The sequence below is a fragment of the Streptomyces sp. NPDC097129 genome, assembly GCF_055668065.1.
Genome location: NZ_JBVOQE010000011.1, coordinates 102,972 through 119,971 on the forward strand (window position 1 = coordinate 102,972; position 17,000 = coordinate 119,971).

The 17,000-nt window shown below is 75.5% G+C and carries 13 protein-coding genes and 1 pseudogene; 8 read left to right on the forward strand and 6 right to left on the reverse strand.

Annotation, left to right across the window (positions count from 1 at the left end; translation table 11 throughout):
• Window positions 1-31 precede the first annotated feature (31 nt).
• Both AC0B9F_RS28530 and AC0B9F_RS28535 read left to right on the forward strand, forming a co-directional pair.
• Complete coding sequence (locus AC0B9F_RS28530; RefSeq protein WP_472007415.1) at window positions 32-817, forward strand: hypothetical protein; 786 nt, start codon at window positions 32-34, stop codon at window positions 815-817.
• Between the two features lie 379 nt (window positions 818-1,196).
• Window positions 1,197-1,406, forward strand: a complete 210-nt coding sequence (locus tag AC0B9F_RS28535) for a hypothetical protein (RefSeq protein WP_472007417.1) — start codon at window positions 1,197-1,199, stop codon at window positions 1,404-1,406.
• A gap of 62 nt (window positions 1,407-1,468) precedes the next feature.
• On the opposite strand, the gene AC0B9F_RS28540 is transcribed toward AC0B9F_RS28535, so the two are convergent.
• The 5 genes from AC0B9F_RS28540 to AC0B9F_RS28560 all read right to left on the reverse strand — a co-directional run bounded on the left by AC0B9F_RS28540 (window position 1,469) and on the right by AC0B9F_RS28560 (window position 8,686).
• The gene (locus tag AC0B9F_RS28540) at window positions 1,469-2,893 is read right to left on the reverse strand and encodes an extracellular solute-binding protein (protein ID WP_472007418.1); all 1,425 of its coding nucleotides are present in this window, start codon (window positions 2,891-2,893) and stop codon (window positions 1,469-1,471) included.
• A 68-nt stretch (window positions 2,894-2,961) separates the two neighbouring features.
• Complete coding sequence (locus tag AC0B9F_RS28545) at window positions 2,962-5,574, reverse strand: substrate-binding domain-containing protein (protein WP_472007419.1); 2,613 nt, start codon at window positions 5,572-5,574, stop codon at window positions 2,962-2,964.
• A gap of 4 nt (window positions 5,575-5,578) precedes the next feature.
• Window positions 5,579-5,935: a hypothetical protein gene (locus tag AC0B9F_RS28550; RefSeq protein WP_472007420.1), complete on the reverse strand. Its 357-nt coding sequence runs from the start codon at window positions 5,933-5,935 to the stop codon at window positions 5,579-5,581.
• Between the two features lie 77 nt (window positions 5,936-6,012).
• Window positions 6,013-7,092 (reverse strand): hypothetical protein, encoded by a 1,080-nt coding sequence (locus tag AC0B9F_RS28555; RefSeq protein WP_472007421.1) that lies wholly within the window; start codon window positions 7,090-7,092, stop codon window positions 6,013-6,015.
• Between the two features lie 316 nt (window positions 7,093-7,408).
• Window positions 7,409-8,686 carry a PP2C family protein-serine/threonine phosphatase gene (locus AC0B9F_RS28560; protein WP_472007423.1) on the reverse strand — a complete coding sequence of 426 codons (1,278 nt, stop codon included), beginning with the start codon at window positions 8,684-8,686 and terminating at the stop codon, window positions 7,409-7,411.
• A 130-nt stretch (window positions 8,687-8,816) separates the two neighbouring features.
• Between AC0B9F_RS28560 and AC0B9F_RS28565 the strand changes: the two genes are divergently transcribed.
• Together AC0B9F_RS28565 and AC0B9F_RS28570 are read left to right on the forward strand one after the other, a co-directional pair.
• Complete coding sequence (locus AC0B9F_RS28565) at window positions 8,817-9,305, forward strand: hypothetical protein (protein WP_472007424.1); 489 nt, start codon at window positions 8,817-8,819, stop codon at window positions 9,303-9,305.
• 311 nt (window positions 9,306-9,616) lie between these two features.
• Window positions 9,617-10,507 carry a hypothetical protein gene (locus AC0B9F_RS28570; protein ID WP_472007426.1) on the forward strand — a complete coding sequence of 297 codons (891 nt, stop codon included), beginning with the start codon at window positions 9,617-9,619 and terminating at the stop codon, window positions 10,505-10,507.
• 682 nt (window positions 10,508-11,189) lie between these two features.
• On the opposite strand, the gene AC0B9F_RS28575 is transcribed toward AC0B9F_RS28570, so the two are convergent.
• A complete protein-coding gene (locus AC0B9F_RS28575) occupies window positions 11,190-12,542 on the reverse strand; it encodes an aminotransferase-like domain-containing protein (protein WP_472007427.1) in 1,353 nt (450 codons plus the stop codon).
• 74 nt (window positions 12,543-12,616) lie between these two features.
• On the opposite strand from AC0B9F_RS28575, the gene AC0B9F_RS28580 reads away from it, so the two are divergent.
• The 4 genes and pseudogenes from AC0B9F_RS28580 to AC0B9F_RS28595 all read left to right on the forward strand — a co-directional run bounded on the left by AC0B9F_RS28580 (window position 12,617) and on the right by AC0B9F_RS28595 (window position 16,923).
• The gene (locus tag AC0B9F_RS28580) at window positions 12,617-13,408 is read left to right on the forward strand and encodes an alpha/beta fold hydrolase (RefSeq protein ID WP_472007429.1); all 792 of its coding nucleotides are present in this window, start codon (window positions 12,617-12,619) and stop codon (window positions 13,406-13,408) included.
• Window positions 13,368-13,655 (forward strand): annotated as a pseudogene (locus AC0B9F_RS28585) (hypothetical protein); the annotation flags it as partial. The gene AC0B9F_RS28580 and the pseudogene AC0B9F_RS28585, both read left to right, overlap by 41 nt.
• 52 nt (window positions 13,656-13,707) lie before the next feature.
• Window positions 13,708-14,643 carry an endonuclease/exonuclease/phosphatase family protein gene (locus AC0B9F_RS28590; protein WP_472007430.1) on the forward strand — a complete coding sequence of 312 codons (936 nt, stop codon included), beginning with the start codon at window positions 13,708-13,710 and terminating at the stop codon, window positions 14,641-14,643.
• 534 nt (window positions 14,644-15,177) lie between these two features.
• On the forward strand, window positions 15,178-16,923 hold the full coding sequence (locus AC0B9F_RS28595; RefSeq protein ID WP_472007432.1) for a VWA domain-containing protein: 1,746 nt from the start codon (window positions 15,178-15,180) through the stop codon (window positions 16,921-16,923).
• Window positions 16,924-17,000: the final 77 nt, after the last annotated feature.

Genomic DNA, 17,000 nt, shown 5'->3' on the forward strand with positions numbered 1-17,000 from the left:
CCCACGCACCCCGCCCCGCCCAGGAGCCCCGATGCCCCGACCCCCGGCCCCCACCGCCCTCGTCCTGACGCTCGCCGCCGGCACCCTCCTGACCGCCACCGCCTGCTCGGGCCGCTACCTCGACATGGAGGAGGCTCCCACCGGCACCCCCACCACCACGTCCCACCCCGCCCGCACGGCACCCGCCTCCCCCACCGCCACACCCGCGCTCACCGCCGCGCAGGCCCAGTCGGTCCTGGTCACCGACACCGACCTCGGCCCGGAGTGGACCCCCACGCGAGGCGCCGCGACCTGGCGGGACAGCATGCTCAAGACAACGGGCGCACCGGGCGACTGCGCCCGCTTCCTCGACGCCCTGTACTCCGACACGCTCCTCGGCTCCCCGCCCCGCGCGGTCGTCGGCCTCGACAACACCGACACCGGCGCCCAACTGCGCTACCAGGTCTCGGCCCAGCCCCCCGCCGCCGTGGACCGGACCCTGGCCTGGCTCGCGAAGGTGCCGCAGACGTGCGCACACTTCACCGCGACGACAGGGCGGGGCGTGGCCCAGGACGTCCAGATCTCCGCGACCGCGCTGCCCCCGGTCGGCGACGCGAGGCAGGGCCTGCACGTCACGGTGACGGCCCCACCGGCCGACGGCGCGGAGGAACCGACGGTCCTCACCCTCGACGTGGCGGCGGTCCGCCAGGGCCCGGACGCCTTCACCCTCACCAACGGCGGCCTCTCCGACACCCCCTCGGAAGCGACCCAGGTAGCGGTCCAACTAGGCGCGCTACGCCTCGCAGACATCCGCAAACAGGGCCGAGCCCAGGTCTAGCCGGGCCACGGACCGACGACTGCGGCCAAGCCGGATGACGACCGGCACCCGCGCGCGGCGGGAAGGGGCCGGGGTGGGGGGTGTCCGCCCGCAGCGTCCGGCACCGGCGGAGGGCGCCGTCGTCGGAAACGGGCGGCCGGACCGAGGACGGACACCCCCCACCCCGGCCCCGACCCACAACGCACCGCAGGCGCGACACCAGCCACCCACCGGACAGCAACGGGCCGCCGCAGGCATCAAAGGGGCGCGGGGCTGTGTCGATATGCGGCTCCGCCGCGTGAGCGCGACCAGCCACAACGAACCCGCAGACAAACGACGACCCAGCGCCGCAGGCACCCGCACTTGCCCCCTCCTTCCGCCACCCCCTACCTTGAACGGCGTGCAAGCCCGCCCCTCCGCACGCCACGACCACCCCGCCCCGCTCCCCCACACCCGCCCGCGCCCGCCCGGCAGGACCCCCGTCGCCCGGGGCGTCGCCGCGGCCGTCGTCGCCGTCGCCGCCCTGATCACGGCGGCCAACGCCTGCCCGGCGAAGGCGGCACCCCACCCCACCACCGCGGTCCAGCCCCGGTGGCCGGGCCACCCATAGGAACCCGGCGCACAAACCCCGCACGGAAAACCCCGGCGAAGAAACCCCCGCGCCCGCCGGACTCAATGAGGCAGCTCCCTCCTCAACGCCCGGTCCAACGCCTCCGCCAGCTCCTGATCGCTCGGCGCCTGCGCGCCGACACCCCGGGGCCCCACGTCGTACAGCGGACCCAGCGTGGTGATCAGCGTCCGGGACACCGCCCCGTACAGGGGAGTGCGCGGCCGCTGCACGGCCTCCCGCAGGGCCGGCAGCAGGATCTGCCGGTGGTAGCTGAGGCCGCCGAGCCGGTCCGGTGGCGTGCGGCCGGGGCTCTCGCCGGTCGGGGAGACCGACGGCGTCTCCGCGTACACGGGCGCGTGCGTGCACCGGGCGGCGTCCTCGTACGCGGACGTCCGCGTCGCCGCGAACCCGGCCCGCAGCAGGCAGCGCTCGCTGTCGGGCCCGGTGAGGAAGCGGATCAGGTCGTACGCGCGGGCCGCCCGCTCGCCCGTCGTCGTCGACGTGACGGCGAGGTCCTGCCCGCCCAGCACCGCCTTGCCCGGCAGCCGCGTCACCCCCAGGTTGTCCTTGAAGGTGCCGTACAGCGTCGGATACACGTACGGCCAGTGCCGCAGGAACGTCGTGCGCCCCCGCGCGAAGTCGTCGAGCGAGCGCGCCTCGTCGGACTCGTAGGCGTCCCGCAGCGTGTACGCGGTCCCGGTGCGCCGGCGCAGTTCGCCGATGCCGGCCGCGAGTTGCTCCTCGTCGCCGCGGTAGCGCCCCGACCCGTCGGTGAGCCGGGCGCCGTCGCCCCACGCCGACGCGAACGCCTCGACCGCGTTGACGGTCCGCCCCTCGTAGCCGTCGAGCTGCGTGGTCCACCCGGCCTCGTACCCCGCCGGCCGGGTGCGGTTGAGCGCCTCGATCAGCTCCCGCAGTTCGTCCCAGCTGACGCTGGTGCCCAGGTCGCTGCGCCCGCTGACCGCCGCCAGATGGTCGCGCCGGTAGTACAGCAGCCCGACGTCGCTGTTGAACGGCACGGCGTAGCGCTCTCCGTCCCAGCGGGAGGTGGCGTCCACGGACGGCACGAGGTCCGGCGTGTGCTCCACCGCGCTGTCCGGCAGCGGCTGGATCAGCCGGGCGGCGGCGAACTCCGGGACCCAGGTCACGTCCAGGTTGACGACGTCGTACGACGCGCTGCCCGACTGCAGAGCGCCGAGCAGCTGGCTGCGCTGTGCGTCGGCGGAGCCGGGCAGTTCCACCAGCCGGGCCCGGTAGCCGTCGGCGGGCTGGGTGCGGTTCCACGCGTCGATCAGCTGCTGCCGGATGCCGCCCTTGCCGGTGACGTCGCGCCCGCTGGCGACGACGATCCAGCGGGACGACGACGAGGCGCCGGGCGTCGCGTCGTCACCGTCGCCGCCGGTGCCGGTGCATGCCGCGACGGCGAGCAGCGTCAGGGCGGCGGCGATCCGTCGGAGCCTGATTCCTCCCCCGCCCCGGAGCCTCATTCCTCGCCCGCCCCGGAGCCACATTCCTACCCCGTCCCGGAGCCACATTCCTACCCCGTCCCGGAGCCTCATTCCTCCCCCGTCCCGGTCCGCGCGACCTCGTCGTGCAGCGCCGCCCCCAGGTCGTCCCCGGGATCCAGGCAGCGCCCCGAACTCGCCGCGGAGATCCGCGCGTCGGGCCGGCCGCCGTCGCAGCCGCCGTTGGCCAGCGACACCATGACGACCGGTACGCGCGCCGTACGCGCCCGCTGGAGGACGGCGTCGAGGTTGCGTCCGGTCAGCCGGTTGTCGTCCTCGTCGTCGGTGAGGTAGACGATCAGCTGCGGCCGCTGGTCGTCGGTGCCGCGTCCCCGCATGAACGCGAGGGCGTCCAGCAGCGCCGCGTGCGGGTCGGCCTCGGCGTCGCGCACCCGCGCGCCACCGCGCGGGTCGAGCGCGCGCACCCCGTCGGCGCGCCGGTGGGTGCCGAAGGGCAGCAGCTCGGTGTGGGTGGGGGCCGAGAGACCGGACACCGCCCACACCCCGTACTCGTCCCGGTCACCGAGGCCGCCCAGGGACTGCTTGAGCAGGCCGGGCCCGCCGCTGGGCCCCTCCCACAGCCCGGCCATGGAGCCGGAGCTGTCGAGCAGGAACAGCACCTGTCCGGGGCCGCCCGCGCTGCGGTAGCGCTCCAGCGCCGCGTTCATCGCGGTCGGCTCGGCGGCCTCGCGCGGGGCGCCGGGGTCGGTCCGCATGCCGGGCGCGGCCTTGCCCGGGCCGAGCAGGCGGTGCGGGGCGGTGGCGGAGCGGAAGCCGTAGTCGCCGAGGATCTTGCGGCCGCCGTCGCCGCCGAGCCAGGCGTCGAAGCGCTGCACGGCCTCGTCACGGGCCTTCGCGTCCCGGTCGCCGTCCTCCCAGCGCACCCGCGCGAACGTCGGCTGCAGCGCGGGCACGTCGTCGGGGTACTGCGCGACGCGCTGGGCGCGCACCACCTCCGAGGCGCAGCCGACGCCGCTCTTGAGCAGGAACTCCGGGGCGAGTACGGCGCTGCGCCGGTCCTGGGCCGGGTCGTAGGGCAGCGAGCACAGCAGCTCGCCGGCGGTCCGCGCGGGAGGCCCGCTCTGCCGTACGGTCCGTTCGACGGCCCGGGTGTCGCCGTTGCGGGCGTACAGGCCCATCGTGGCGAAGAGCGCGGTGTCGGTGAACTCCGGGTCGGGGCGCAGCACTTGAGCCCGGCCGCCACCCGCCTCGAACCGGGCGACCAGCTCGGCCAGCCCGCCACCGGCCCCTGATGCCTTCTCCTCCGCGGAGCCGCCCGGCACCGCAAGCACCACCGGTGAGTACGCCAACGGCTCCCCGAGCCGCTCCACATGGGCGAAGACCCGCCCCTCCTGCCCCGCGGTCACCCGGGTGACGTCGGCGGGGGAGGCCGGGATCCACACGTCCGGCTGCGGGCCGACGTCCCGCTGCGGATCGTCGTCGTCGCGCGGCTGCTGCCAGGCGTCCGTGCGGTCCCGCAGCGCGGCGACGGCGTCGGCGGCGCCCGCGCTGTCGACGGTGATGCCGGTGCGGCGGCAGCCGCCTTCGGCGCCGGACGCGAGGTAGGCGTCCGCGGCCGCGGACACCGCCGGCTCCAGGTCGGGATCGGTCAGCACCCGCAGCTCCAGCGGCGGCGCGCAGGGAGCGCCGTCGCCGGTCAGTACGGCGACGGCGTAGCCCCCGGCGGCCGTGGCGGCGAGGGCGAGCAGCAGGATCAGGCAGAGACGCAGCCGGCGCCGCAGCCGGACCACCGTCGCGCGCCCGAGGACCGCGACCGCCCGTAACGCGCCGCGCCGCCGCCCGGGCCGGGCAGGGGGCTCGGGCGGGTGCGCGGGCGGCGGCCCGGCGGGGGGCCCGGTCCCGGGTTCCGGCTCGGGCCGGCCGGCCTGCTCGCGTCCGGCCGCCCGCAGCAGGACGTCCTGACCGGGCTCCCACGCCGCCTGCGGGTCCTGGTGGTCGCCGGCCCCGGTGGGGACCCGCGCCTTGCCCATCCGCTCCTTCAGCGCGGCGTACAGCTCGGACAGCCACAGCCCGCCGCCGGCGGCGTTCCCGGTCCCGCTCTTCTCGAGGGTGTGGACCAGGTGCCGGGTGAAGGGGGTGGCCCGGTTGCCGCCGCCGGGGTGGATGAGCCGGTTGGCCTGCACGCTCATCAGCAGCAGGATCTTCTGCCGGTCATGCGGCTCGAAGCGGTGCCAGACACCGGCGGCGTTGCCGGCGTAGCAGCAGTCGAGGATCACCACGATCCGCTCGGCGCTGCTGGACGCCAGCACGGCGAGCACCTCGGTCAGCGGGACGGCGCCGGGGAACACGTCGTGCCGGCCCCGCGCCACGCGCGCGTTGCGCATCTGCAGGAACAGCTCGTCGCCGGCGGCGGTGACGATGCCGTGCCCGGCGAAGTAGAGCAGCAGCAGCCCCCGCGCGTCCCGCGCGACCCGGTGCAGGGCGGCCGCGAACTCGTCGTGCGCCGGCGACACGCACGGCACGACCTCGCCCTCACGGAACAGCCCGCCGCGGTAGAGGGCCTCGGTGAGGGCGGTGCGGTTGTAGCGGACGGCGGGCAGCTGTCCGGGCACGCCGTCCGGGGCGTCGGCCCGGGTGTGGTCGTACTCGGACACGCCGACGACGAGCGCCCGGTTGGCCTTCCCCCGCGGGTCGAAGCTCACCGGCCTAGTCCTCGTCGGAGTCCAGTGGCTCGACCCGTGCCCTCGGCGGTTCGCCGTTCTCGACGCGCCGGCGGTTGGCCTGCCAGGCCCTCACCGCGCGTGCGGTGTACTCGGCCAGCGTCGCGACCGTGGTGACGTCCCCGGCGATGCGGAGCGCGATCTCCCACACGGAGCCCATGTGCTCCTCGGACGCGTCCGTGCCGGGCCGCACCTCGATCCGCAGCGTTCCCCTGCGCACCAGGTCCTGGATCGGCTGTTCCTGTTCCAGCCACGCCTGGAGCGCTCCCACGTCCGTTCTGCTCGCGCCGGCGTCCAAACTGACCCGCACGCCCGCCCCGGCCACTGCGTCCCCCTCAGCCATGTCCCTCATCATGACACCGGGTCAGGTGGTGAAGGGAGACCCCGGACGGACCTCGCGCACCCGGCGTACGCGACCGCTCACACCCGGGTCGGCGACTGCGGCCGGCCGTCCAACTGCCGCAGCTGGCCCAGCACATGATCCAGGGCGCCCTCCCGCCGTCCCGGCACCCGGCCGCGCACCTCGGCGAGCGCGGCACCCAGGTCGCGCACCCGGTCCGCGTCCCGGATCGACGTCCACTGGTGGTGCGCCCGGTCCACCGCGGCCTCCACCGCGGGCGCGTCGGGCGCCTGCCCGGCGGCCAGCCGCGCCGAGGCGACCGCGAGCCAGGTGCGGCAGCTGCGCACCGGGTCCCCGGCGAACATCGCGAGGTCGGCGCGGACCTCCGTCCAGTGCAACGCCTCGTCCGAGCCGGGGCCGTGGGCGCGCCGGGCGGCCTGTTCCCACTGCGCGGCGAGCGTGTCGGCGTCGGCGTGCCGGCCCTCGCGCACGGCGGTGCTGAGCGCCACGTGCGGGTCGGTGGGGGCCGGTCCGGGCGCGCTCAGCAGCAGGTCGGGCAGCGGGCGGCCCGCGGCGACGCGGGCCAGCGCCTGCTCGTGCAACTGCGGCAGCGGTGGCCGCCGCCCGCTGCGCAGGATCGTCGCGACGGCCTTCATGTACGCCGGTGCCGCCACGCTGCGCCGGCCCGGCGGCGGTGCGATGCGACCGTAAACGGCGGTGCCGCGGCCGGAGTCGAGCGCCGAGGTGCGCAGCCATTGCCAGCACTCGGCGTCGGCGTGCAGGTCGACCACGAGGGTGGTGCTGCCCCCGGCCCGAAGCCGCAGTTCCTCCCGGAACCAGTGCCAGGGGAAGGCGGTGTAGCGCACGCTGGCGGCGGTGGTGCGGGCCAGCGCCAGATGGGGCAGCCGCTGCCGCCGGTCCAGCTGGAGCTGCCCGGCGACGAACACGGTCAGCGGCCCCGGCGCGGCGGCGGCGGCCCGCAGCCGGGTCAGCACGGCCTGCGGCTGGAGCGGGTCGGCGAGTTCGACGACGTTCGCGGTGTCCGTCCCGGCGAGCACGGCCGGCGGCACGGCGGCCAGGACGGGGAGCACGGAGGCCGCGTCCACCAGACATCCCCGCCCCACCGGCGAGGCCGCGAGCAGCAGCACGGTTCCGGCCATGGGCCACTCCCCCCTGACGACTGTCCTGGATCACGTACGGCAGCACCGTAACGGCTGCGGGTGCAAAGGGGGACCGCGGGACGGCAGCCGCAGCCGGCCCGGCGCTGGCGAACGGGCGCGGCGGCGGGGCGCCCCGTCGGCCGATACGGGGTGGATGCCCGGATTCAGCACGCGGTTTCCGCAACGCGGGTTCGGCACCCGACCGGGTGCCGGTCAATGCCCCGGTGGGCGGCGAAGACCGTCCGGGTGCCGGTCAATGCCCCGGTGCACGGCGCGCAAACCGTCCTGTAACCGTCCGTACCCGTCCGGGTGCCCGTCAGCGTCGGCGGTGGACGGCGAAGACCGTCGTGTCGTCGGCGAGGCGGCCCTCGCAGTGGTGCAGGGTCGCGTCGCGGACGTGGGCGACCAGGCGGTCCGGGTCGGCGGTGCGGGGGTCGGCCCGGACGGCGCGGGCGAGGTCCTCGGCCAGCGGGTAGAAACAGCCGGTGGCGTCCCGGGCCTCGGTCACCCCGTCGGTGACCAGCAGCAGCGTCTCGTCGGGCGCCAGCGGCACCCGGCGCGCCCGGGGCGGGGCGCCGGTCAGGTCGCCGAGGCCGAGCGGGAGCCCGTCGCCCTCCGGCAGCGGCCGTACCCCCGCGGGACCCACCGCGAGCGGCGGCTCGTGGCCGAACAGGACCAGGTCGACGGCGTCGGGCGCGTCGGGCGGGAAGTCCAGCAGGACGGCCGTGGCGAAGCGGTCGCCCTCCCGTCTGCCGATGGCGGCGGCGTGCCCGCGGTGACGCACCATGCGGGTCTCCAGCCGCCGGGCGACCGTCAGCAGGTCCGGCTCGTGGTACCCGGCCTCCCGGAACGTGCCCAGCAGCGCGGCCGCCGCCTCCACCGCGCCGAGCCCCTTGCCCTGCACGTCACCGAGCAGGACGCGGGTGCCGTGCGGGCCGGGCTGGATGTCGTAGAAGTCGCCGCCCATCCGGGCGTCGGTGTCCGCGGCCAGATAGACGGCGGCGTGGTCGAGGCCGCCCCAGCCCGGAGGCAGCGGACGCAGCACGGTACGGCGGGTGGTGTCGGCGATTCTCATCATGTGCAGCATCCGCCGCTCGTCGCGCACCCGGACCGCGCAGGCCAGCGTGGCGAGCACCCCGCCGACGGCGACGAGGACGAAGTCCGCCAGACCGGCCTGGTACCGGTTCGGCCAGGCGCCGTCCACGGCGACGTACGTGATCACCGCGAGCACCGCGAAGGCGGCCGTGCCCCGCACCCCGCAGAGCGCCGCGGCGATGCCGGGCACCAGCACGATCCAGGACACGACGCGGAAGTCGCCGGGCGTGCTGATGTCGACGACGGCGATCGCGGCGAGCAGCAGCAGGGGTGGCACCCAGGCCACACTGCGGCCGCGGAGCTGCAGCAGCTGGTGGCGGTGCACGACGTCCCGGCGGTGCAGCCGGGTACCGTCCCGGCGGTGCACGAGCCGGGTACTGTCCCGGCGGCGCCCGGAGCGGGGGGAGTGGCGGGAGGGGGCGGGTGGCCGTCGGCCTCCGGCGCCGGGCGTCCGCCCGGCGGCGCCGTCCGGGTCGTCGCTGCTCGTGCCGCCGCTCACGGACCCCAGCGAAACACGGGCCCGCGCGGCTCGCATCAGCGTCCCCCGACAGGGGCACACGTCGACTTGCCGGTGGTCCCCGCCGGGTGTGCCCTGGAAGGCGGGGACGAGGAGAGAGAGGAGCGCTCTCATGGCTCATGCGGCACCCGCGCCCGGGAGCGGCCGTACCCGTGGCTCGATCAGCACCCGCCTCGGCGCCCTCGGCGCCCGCCGGGCGCCCAACGGACTGCCCGACGTCTTCAGCGAACGGACGCACACCCTGGCGAGGTACGGCATCCCCGTCGTCCTCGGGCTCGTCTACGGCTACTGGGCCGCGGCCAACCGGCGCGGCGGCGGGCCCATCACGGGCTGGAACCTGCTGTTCGGCTTCGTCACCGCGCTCGTGTTCATCGTGCTGTGCGTCGGCGTCGCCCTCTTCGCCCCCCGGCTGGCGCGCGAACTGCACTCGGGCGTCAAATCGGCCTTCGCCGGCGCCGCCATCGGCTTCCTGTACAGCCAGACCGGCGACAGCATCATGCGGTCCATGGCGCTGGGGCTGATCACCGGGGCGGCCATCTACCTGGTGTTCTTCTACCGCTACTACACGCGTGAGGACGCGGAGGGCAACCGCATCCGGTGAGGCGCCGCGACAGGCGCGCACGTGGGCCCCGGTGTGTTGCACCGGGGCCCACGTTTCCCTCATCCCTCCACTCACCGGAGCGCCGGAACCGGCATGAACCGGGTTCCAGGCGCCCGGAGAGGACTCGGACGAACCGCACGGGCCGCTTCCCTCTCCCCAGAAACAGGAAGCACCCGTCACCACCAGGAAACACCCGTTCGGGTGAGCCTTCCACCGGAGAGCGCGAAGTCCGGCTCCCGCGGGCTGCCCCGGGACACCCGTACGGCGCACGTCCGCTGGCGGCGGCGGCGCGCGGCGCGTTGGCTGGACGCGTGTCGTACCGACGCCTGCGGACCGCTCTGTCGGCCGTCCTCATCGTCCTGTCCTGCCTGCTGGTGCCGCTCGGCGCGCTGGCGGCGTGGGCGGCGTACGGCCTGACCGACACCGGGCGGTACGTCGCGACGATGGCGCCGCTGGCCGGTGACCCCGCCGTGCAGGGGCAGATCGCCGACACCGTCGGCGCGGGCATCCTGCGGCAGGTCGACACCGGGGGGGCGCAGGGTGCGATGGGGCCGTTCGTGCACGACGCGGTGCGGTCGTTCACGCAGACCGAGGCGTTCCGCACCGCTTGGGACACGGCCAACCGGTCCGCCCACGACGCCGTGCTGCGGGCGTTGCGGGAGGACGACGACCGGCCGGTGACCGTCGACCTCGCGCCGGTCACCGCGCAGGTCAAACGGCAGCTCGCCGAGGACCATGTGCCGCTGGCCGCGCGGATCCCCGTGCGGCACACGGAGGTCGCCCTGTTGCCGGCGGAGGATCTGTCGCGGCTGCGGAAGGGTTACGACGTGCTGGAAGTCGCCGGGTTCTGGCTGCCTATCGCGGCCGTCGCTCTCGCCGCCGCCGGGATCGGGCTGGCCGCGTGCCGGCGGCGGGCGCTGACCGCGACGGCCCTCGGCACGGCGATGGGCGGTGCGCTGCTCGGCGCGGCGGTCGCGGTCGTGCGGCGCGTGACGCTGCGGGGACTGCCGACGGAGGTCTCCGCGCAGGCGGCGGGGGCGGTGTACGACGCGCTGACGGAGACGTTGCGTACGGCGTCGTGGATGCTGCTGGCGTTGGGGCTGGGGGTGGCGGGGGTGACGTGGCTGATGACGCGGGCGGGGCGAAGGCGGGCGCCTGTGGCACCGGTACCTGAGCCGGAGCCGGCGGCGCCGCGGGTGTGAGGGGCTGATCGCGGGTGCCTGCGGCGCGGGGTGGTGTTTCGTCTGCGGGTGCGTGGTGGCTGGTCGCGGATGCCTGCGGCGCTGGGTCGTGTTTCGTCTGCGGGTTGCGTTGTGGCTGGCCGCGGGTGCCTGCGGCGCTGGGTCGTGTTTCGTCTGCGGGTTGCGTTGTGGCTGGTCGCGCAGTTCCCCGCGCCCCTTTTGTGCCTGCGGCGGCCCGTTGCGGTCCGGTGGGTGGTTGCTGTCGCGCCTACGGCCGGTTGCTGAGTCGGGGCCGGGGTGGGGGGTGTCCGTCCTCGGTCCGGCCGCCCGTCCCCGACGACGGCGCCGTTGCCCGGTGCCGGCCGCTGCGGGCGGACACCCCCCACCCCGTCCCCTTCCCGCCGCGGGCGGGTGCACCAACGCCGTGGCGGATGCCTCGTCCCGCTCAGCTGCGGGGGGCAGTCCGGTCCAGCCAAGCCGCGGGCATGCGTGCCGCCTGGGGCGGCACGGGTGGGCTGGGGGTACCCCCTGCTCGAAGAGCTTGGGGGAGGCGCCCCGTCGCGCCGGGCTGCGCACCCACCCCCGGCCAGCCGCAGCCCCGGGCACCCCGCCAGCGCCGGTGAGCGCACCCACCCCCGGCCAGCCGCAGCACCGGGCACTTGTCCAACGCCGGTCGCGTGCCCGCTCGCCACGACGCCGGGTGTCAGTCAGCGCCGTCGGGCAAGCAAACCCCCGGTGGACGCGTCCGCGCGAGCTCGGCGAGGATGCGTAGGGCCCTGCTCAGGTCCGGTTCCGGGGCCGAGGCCAGGCCCAGGCGGACCGTGTTCGGGGTCGCGCGGGACGCCACCGTGAAGGCCGTGCCCGGGGTGACGGCGATGCCGTGCGCCGCGGCCGCCGCCGTGAAGGTGTCCGCGCGCCACGGCGCCGGCAGCTCCCACCAGGCGTAACACGCCCGCGGATCCGCCCGCACCGTGAACCCCGCCAACTCCCGCCGCACCAGCCGCTGCCGCCGCGCCGCGTCCGCCCGCTTCGCCGCGACGAGCCGGGTCACCGTCCCGTCCCCGGCCCACCGCACCGCCGCCTGAAGCGCGAAGCGCCCCGCGCTCCAGCCGCCCGCGCGCACCGCGTCGGCCACGGCGGCGGCCCGGCCGGGCGGGACGACGAGGAAACCGGCGGTCAGGCCGGGGGCGACCCGCTTGGACAGCCCGTCGACGACATGCACCAGGCCGGGCGCGTGCGCGGCCAGCGGCAGGGCGGGGCGCAGGAAGGACCAGATGCGGTCCTCGATCACCGGAAGGCGCAGGTCGGTGATGACGGCGGCCACCTGCTCGCGGCGTTCGCCGCTCATGCTGGCGGACGTCGGGTTGTGCAGCGTCGGCTGGAGGTAGAGCGCGGCCAGGGGAGCGGAGCGGTGCGCCGCCGCGATCGCGTCCGGGCGCACGCCCAGCGCGTCGGTGAGCAACGGGACGAGCCGGCGGCCGAGGCCGGCCGCGATGTCCTTGACCAGCGGGTAGGTCAGTTCCTCGACGCCCACGCGGCCGCCCGGCGGGACCAGCGAGACCAGCGCGGCGGCGATGGCCTGGCGGGCGTTGCCGGTGAACAGCACCTGCCGGGGGTCGGGCCGCCAGCCGGGCACGGCGAGCAGGTCGGCCGCGGCCGCGCGGGCCTCGGGGGTGCCGTCGGCGGCGGCCGGGCGCAGCGCCTCGGTGAGCGCGCCGGGGGGCAGGAGCGCGGCGAGGGCGGGGGCGAGGAGTTCCGCCTGGCCGTCGGTGACCGGGTAGTTGAGCTCCAGGTTGACCGGCGCGGCGGTGGCCTCCTCGGCGAGCGCGCGGCCGCCGGGCGGCGCCGGGGCGGCCCGGACGAACGTGCCCCGGCCGACCTCGCCCACCACCAGCCCGCGCCGGACCAGTTCGCCGTACACGCGTTCCGCGGTGGACGCGGCGATCCCGTGGCGGCGGGCGAACGCGCGTTGCGGCGGCAGTCGCCGGCCCGGGCTCAGCCGACCCGCGGTGATGTCGGCGGCCACGCGGTCGGCGATCCGCCGGTAGTCCTGCACGCCCGCTCCTCTCATTGCACCGAGGGCAAAGATTTTATTGCCCCGAGAAGCCGGCCGCTCCTAGGGTCGCTGCCATGCCTCCCTTCCTCGCCTACGAGGACCACGGCGCGCACTCCTCGCGGCTGCCCCTGGTCCTCGTCCACGGTCATCCCTTCGACCGCACGATGTGGGCCCCGCAGGCCGCCGCCTTCGCGTCCGGCCGCCGGGTGATCGTCCCCGACCTGCGCGGTTACGGCGCCTCCCCGGTCGTGCCCGGCAGCACCCCGCTGTCCGTCTTCGCCCGCGACATCGAGGCGCTGCTGAACGAGCTGGGCGTGGACGGCTTCGTCCTGGCGGGGCTGTCCATGGGCGGCCAGATCGCCATGGAGTGCTACGACCGCTTCGGCGACCGGGTGCGCGGCCTGGTCCTCGCCGACACGTTCCCGGCGGCGGAGAGCGCGGAGGGCAAGGCGGCGCGCAACGCGATGGCCGACCGTCTGCTGCGCGACGGCATGCGCGGTTATGCCGACGAGGTGCTGGAGAAGATGGTCGCGCCGTACGCGGCGGAGGCCGTCAAGGCGCATGTGCACCGCATGATGACGTCCGCGCCGCCCGAGGGCGCCGCCGCGGCCCTGCGCGGCCGTGCCGAACGCCCCGACTACCGCGCCCTGCTGACCCGGGTGACCGTGCCCGCGCTGGTCGTGGTCGGCGCCGACGACACGTACACGCCGGTCGCCGACGCCGAGGCGATGCACGCCGCCCTCCCCGACTCCACCCTGGTGGTGATCGACCGCGCGGCCCACCTGCCCAACCTGGAGCGCCCGGAGGAGTTCAACGCGGCGCTGGGCGCGTTCCTGGCCAAGGTGGACGCCGCGGCCGCCGTCTGAGGGCGGGAAACCGCTGGCAGGCATCCGGGCGGCCCCCTCCGTCCGGATCGCCCGGGACTGGAACGTGCCGGCGTCCGGTTCCGGCTATGTGACCCGGTTCGCGGTGGACAGCGCGTTCCTGGAGCGCTACCCCGTGCGGCAGGCCGGTGGAGAGACGATCCTGGAGCTGTGGGTGCCTGCCGAGGAACTGGACGAGTTCAACGCGCACATCGTGGGGCGCATCGAGGTCGTGCGCGTCTTCCCGTGACGTGGACACCTGGGCCGCCGGGCATTGCCGCGCCGGCGGTTCGGGGTCGCGGATGAGCGCCTGGTTCGCGGGACTGCTGCTGGCCGGGGTGAGTGTCCTGGTCGGGTGCCGGGTCGCCGACACCGACGCCGTCACGCCCGTGCCGCAGCTGCTGGCCTTCCTGCCGTGGCTGCTGGCGCCGACCGGCGCCGGGCTGCTGCTGGCGCTGCTGGGCCGGTGGTGGAGCGGTGTGGTGTGGGGTGTGATCCTGCTGGCGCTGCTCGCCTGGTTCATCGAGCCGTACGGCAAGGACAGCGAGCCCGCCGGGCCGGCCGTCGCCTCGTTCCGCGTCCTGACGTCGAACACGCAGTTCGGCCGGGCCACCGACGCCCTGCTCGCGGCCGTCCGGCAGCACCGGCCGGACGTGGTGTTCGTACAGGAGTGCGACTCCGTACGGTGTGACACCGCGCTGCGCCGGGAGCTCGCCACCGCCTACCCGTACCGGCAGTCCGTGGACGGCACCGGCTCCCAGGGCTCCGTCATCTTCAGCCGCTTCCCGCTCACCGCCACCGCCGGCGTGCCCGCCGCCATGGGCATGCCCGGCGCGGTCGCCGACGTCCACGGGCACGCCGTACGGCTCCAGCTCGCGCACCCCATGCCGCCGGTGCCCGGCGGCCTCGGGCCGTGGCGCCGCGAGCTGGGGCGGCTGCGCGACTTCGCCGCGACCGGCCGGGGCACGCCGACGGTCATCGCCGGGGACTTCAACGCCTCCCAGGACCACGCCGCCTTCCGCCGCATCCTCGACACCGGCCTGTACGACGCCGCCCGGCTCGCCGGACACGACCGCGCCCCGAGCTGGCCGTCCCGCACCGCACCCGTCTTCGGTGTGCAGATCGACCATGTGCTGCTGTCCGGCGACTTCTCCGTCACCCGGGCCCAGTTCCTGAAACTGGCCGGCAGCGACCACCGCGCCCTCGTCACCGACATCACCCTGCACGCCGGTAGTTGAACCCCGGTGAAACCCTGGTTTCCGCTTGACTCTCCGGGGGCCATTGAGCGCTCAGCTGCGCCGCGTCGAACAGGGGCTGGGCGGCACGCTGTTCGAGAGCGTGCGGGAGGCGTACTGGGAGGCGGCGCTCCAGTCCCCGGCGTACCGGGAGTGGCTGGAAAACACCGCCGCGGCGCTCGCGTTCTCCCAGGCGCGACGGGGGCGCCGGACGCCGGGCCGTCGCGGCGGACGGATCAGACGCCGATCTCCTCACCGACGTACGCGCTGACGCCCGGTGCCGGGCAGCGACAGCGGCTTGCGCACTTTACTCTCCCCTTGCGTGCCCTTGGGGTGATCGTGACGGTAGGGTCCTGCGCACGCGGAAGCACTGCCACCGGGTGAACGGGGGTGAACCCGCCGGGGCCTTCGGGGTGTTGACACCTGGGCTCCCGCCCCGCTCACCCCTGCCCAAGATCACCCCCAGGGGCCGCTAACCTTACGTGTCCGTCCTGGCCAGGGATCTACGGGCATCAACTCACGCGAAGGGTTGCGCACATGGGCATTCTCACTCTCCTGCGGAACGCGTTCGGCCGATCACGCAAGGGGCGCACGGCCGAGGCAGAGAGTGCGGAACCGACGGCGGAGCACGAGGCGCCGACGGAGCACAAGCAGACGGAACCCACGGAGCCGACGACGGCCGAGCACACCCCGGCAGCGACGGTCCCCGCGCAGCCGCCGACTCCTGCGGACCCCGCACCGGAGCCGATTTCCAGCCACCCGGCCCCGACGCCTCCCCAGGCGATCACGGCGACCCCGGACACCCCCCGCATCCCGGAACCCCGCGGTATCCACGACCTGGTGGCAGCCGCCTTCGACAACGTCACCGTCCCCAAGCCGTCCAGCCCAACGGACAAGCCGACGTCGGAGGACCCCCGGCAGAAGACCCCGGCAGCACCGCAGGAGCGGCCGCAGGTCGCGGAAAAGTCAGCGCCGACCACGCAGGAGGCCGCTGAGCCGACGACGGAGGAACCCACACCGGTCGCGGAGGAGCCTGCCGCACCGGTGGCGGAGGAGCCCCCGCCGAGCGCGGACGAGGCTGCCGCACCGCTGACGGACGAGCCCACGCCGGCCACGGAAGAGGCCGCCCCGGCCAAGCAGGAGCCCGCACAGGCCGCGGACGACCCTGCCCCGGCCACGGAAGCCCCCACGGAGACCGTGGAGGAGGTCGCCCCGTCCGAGGAGGAGCCCGCACAGCCCGCGGACGAGGCCACCCCGGCCAAGCAGGAGCCCGCACAGCCCGCGGACGACCCTGCCCCGCTCACGGAAGAGGCGACGGAGCCGGAGCCGGCGGCGACCGCCACGGAGGCGGCGGAGCCGGCTGCCACCCCCGAGCCCGAGGCCGCCGACGGCGAGGACACCCCGCAGGGGCCACCCGCACCCGACGACGAAACCCGCACGGGCGGTGCGGGTGGGAACGACACGGCCGAAGGCGAAGCCGAGGCCGCCCCCACCACCCCCGAACCCGCGGCCGCCGACCGCGAGGACACCCCGCAGGGGCCCCCCGCACCCGACGACGAAACCCGCACGGGCGGTGCGGGTGGGAACGAGACGGCCGAAGGCGAAGCCGAGCCGCACGCCCCCGCAACCCCCCTCCCCCGCCTCAAGGCAACCGCCCCCGCCCTGGCGACCGCCTACAAGGCCGCCGGCGCCGCCCTCAAGCAGCAGGACCTCACCGGCGCCCGCGCCAAGGTCTACCTCGTCCTCGACCGCTCCGCGAGCATGCGCCCGTACTACAAGGACGGCTCCGCGCAGGCCCTCGCCGAGCAGACCCTCGCCCTCGCAGCCCACCTCGACCCCGAGGCCACGGTCCCGGTCGTCTTCTTCTCCACGGAGGTGGACGGCACCGGCGAGCTCACCCTCACCGACCACGAGAACAAGATCGACGAGCTGCACGCCGCCCTCGGCCGCATGGGCCGGACCAGCTACCACGCCGCGGTCCAGCAGGTGATCGACCTGCACGCCAAGACGCAGGACCCCACCGCCCCCGCCCTGGTCGTCTTCCAGACCGACGGCGCCCCGGACGCGAAGACCCCCGCCACCCAGTCCCTCACGGACGCGGCGACGAACCACCCCGCCCTGTTCTTCTCCTTCGTCGCCTTCGGTGAGCACGACAACAAGGCCTTCGACTACCTCCGCAAGCTGAAGACGGACACCACGTCCTTCTTCCACGCGGGCCCCGCCCCCCGCGAGCTCACCGACAAGGAGCTCTACGAGGGCGTACTGGCGGCCTGGCGCCCGTAACCGCACGCCCCGGGGGGTGGCCGCACCGCGTCCACCCCCCGAAACGCGTGTGAGTCGATCTTCACGGGCCCAGTAGG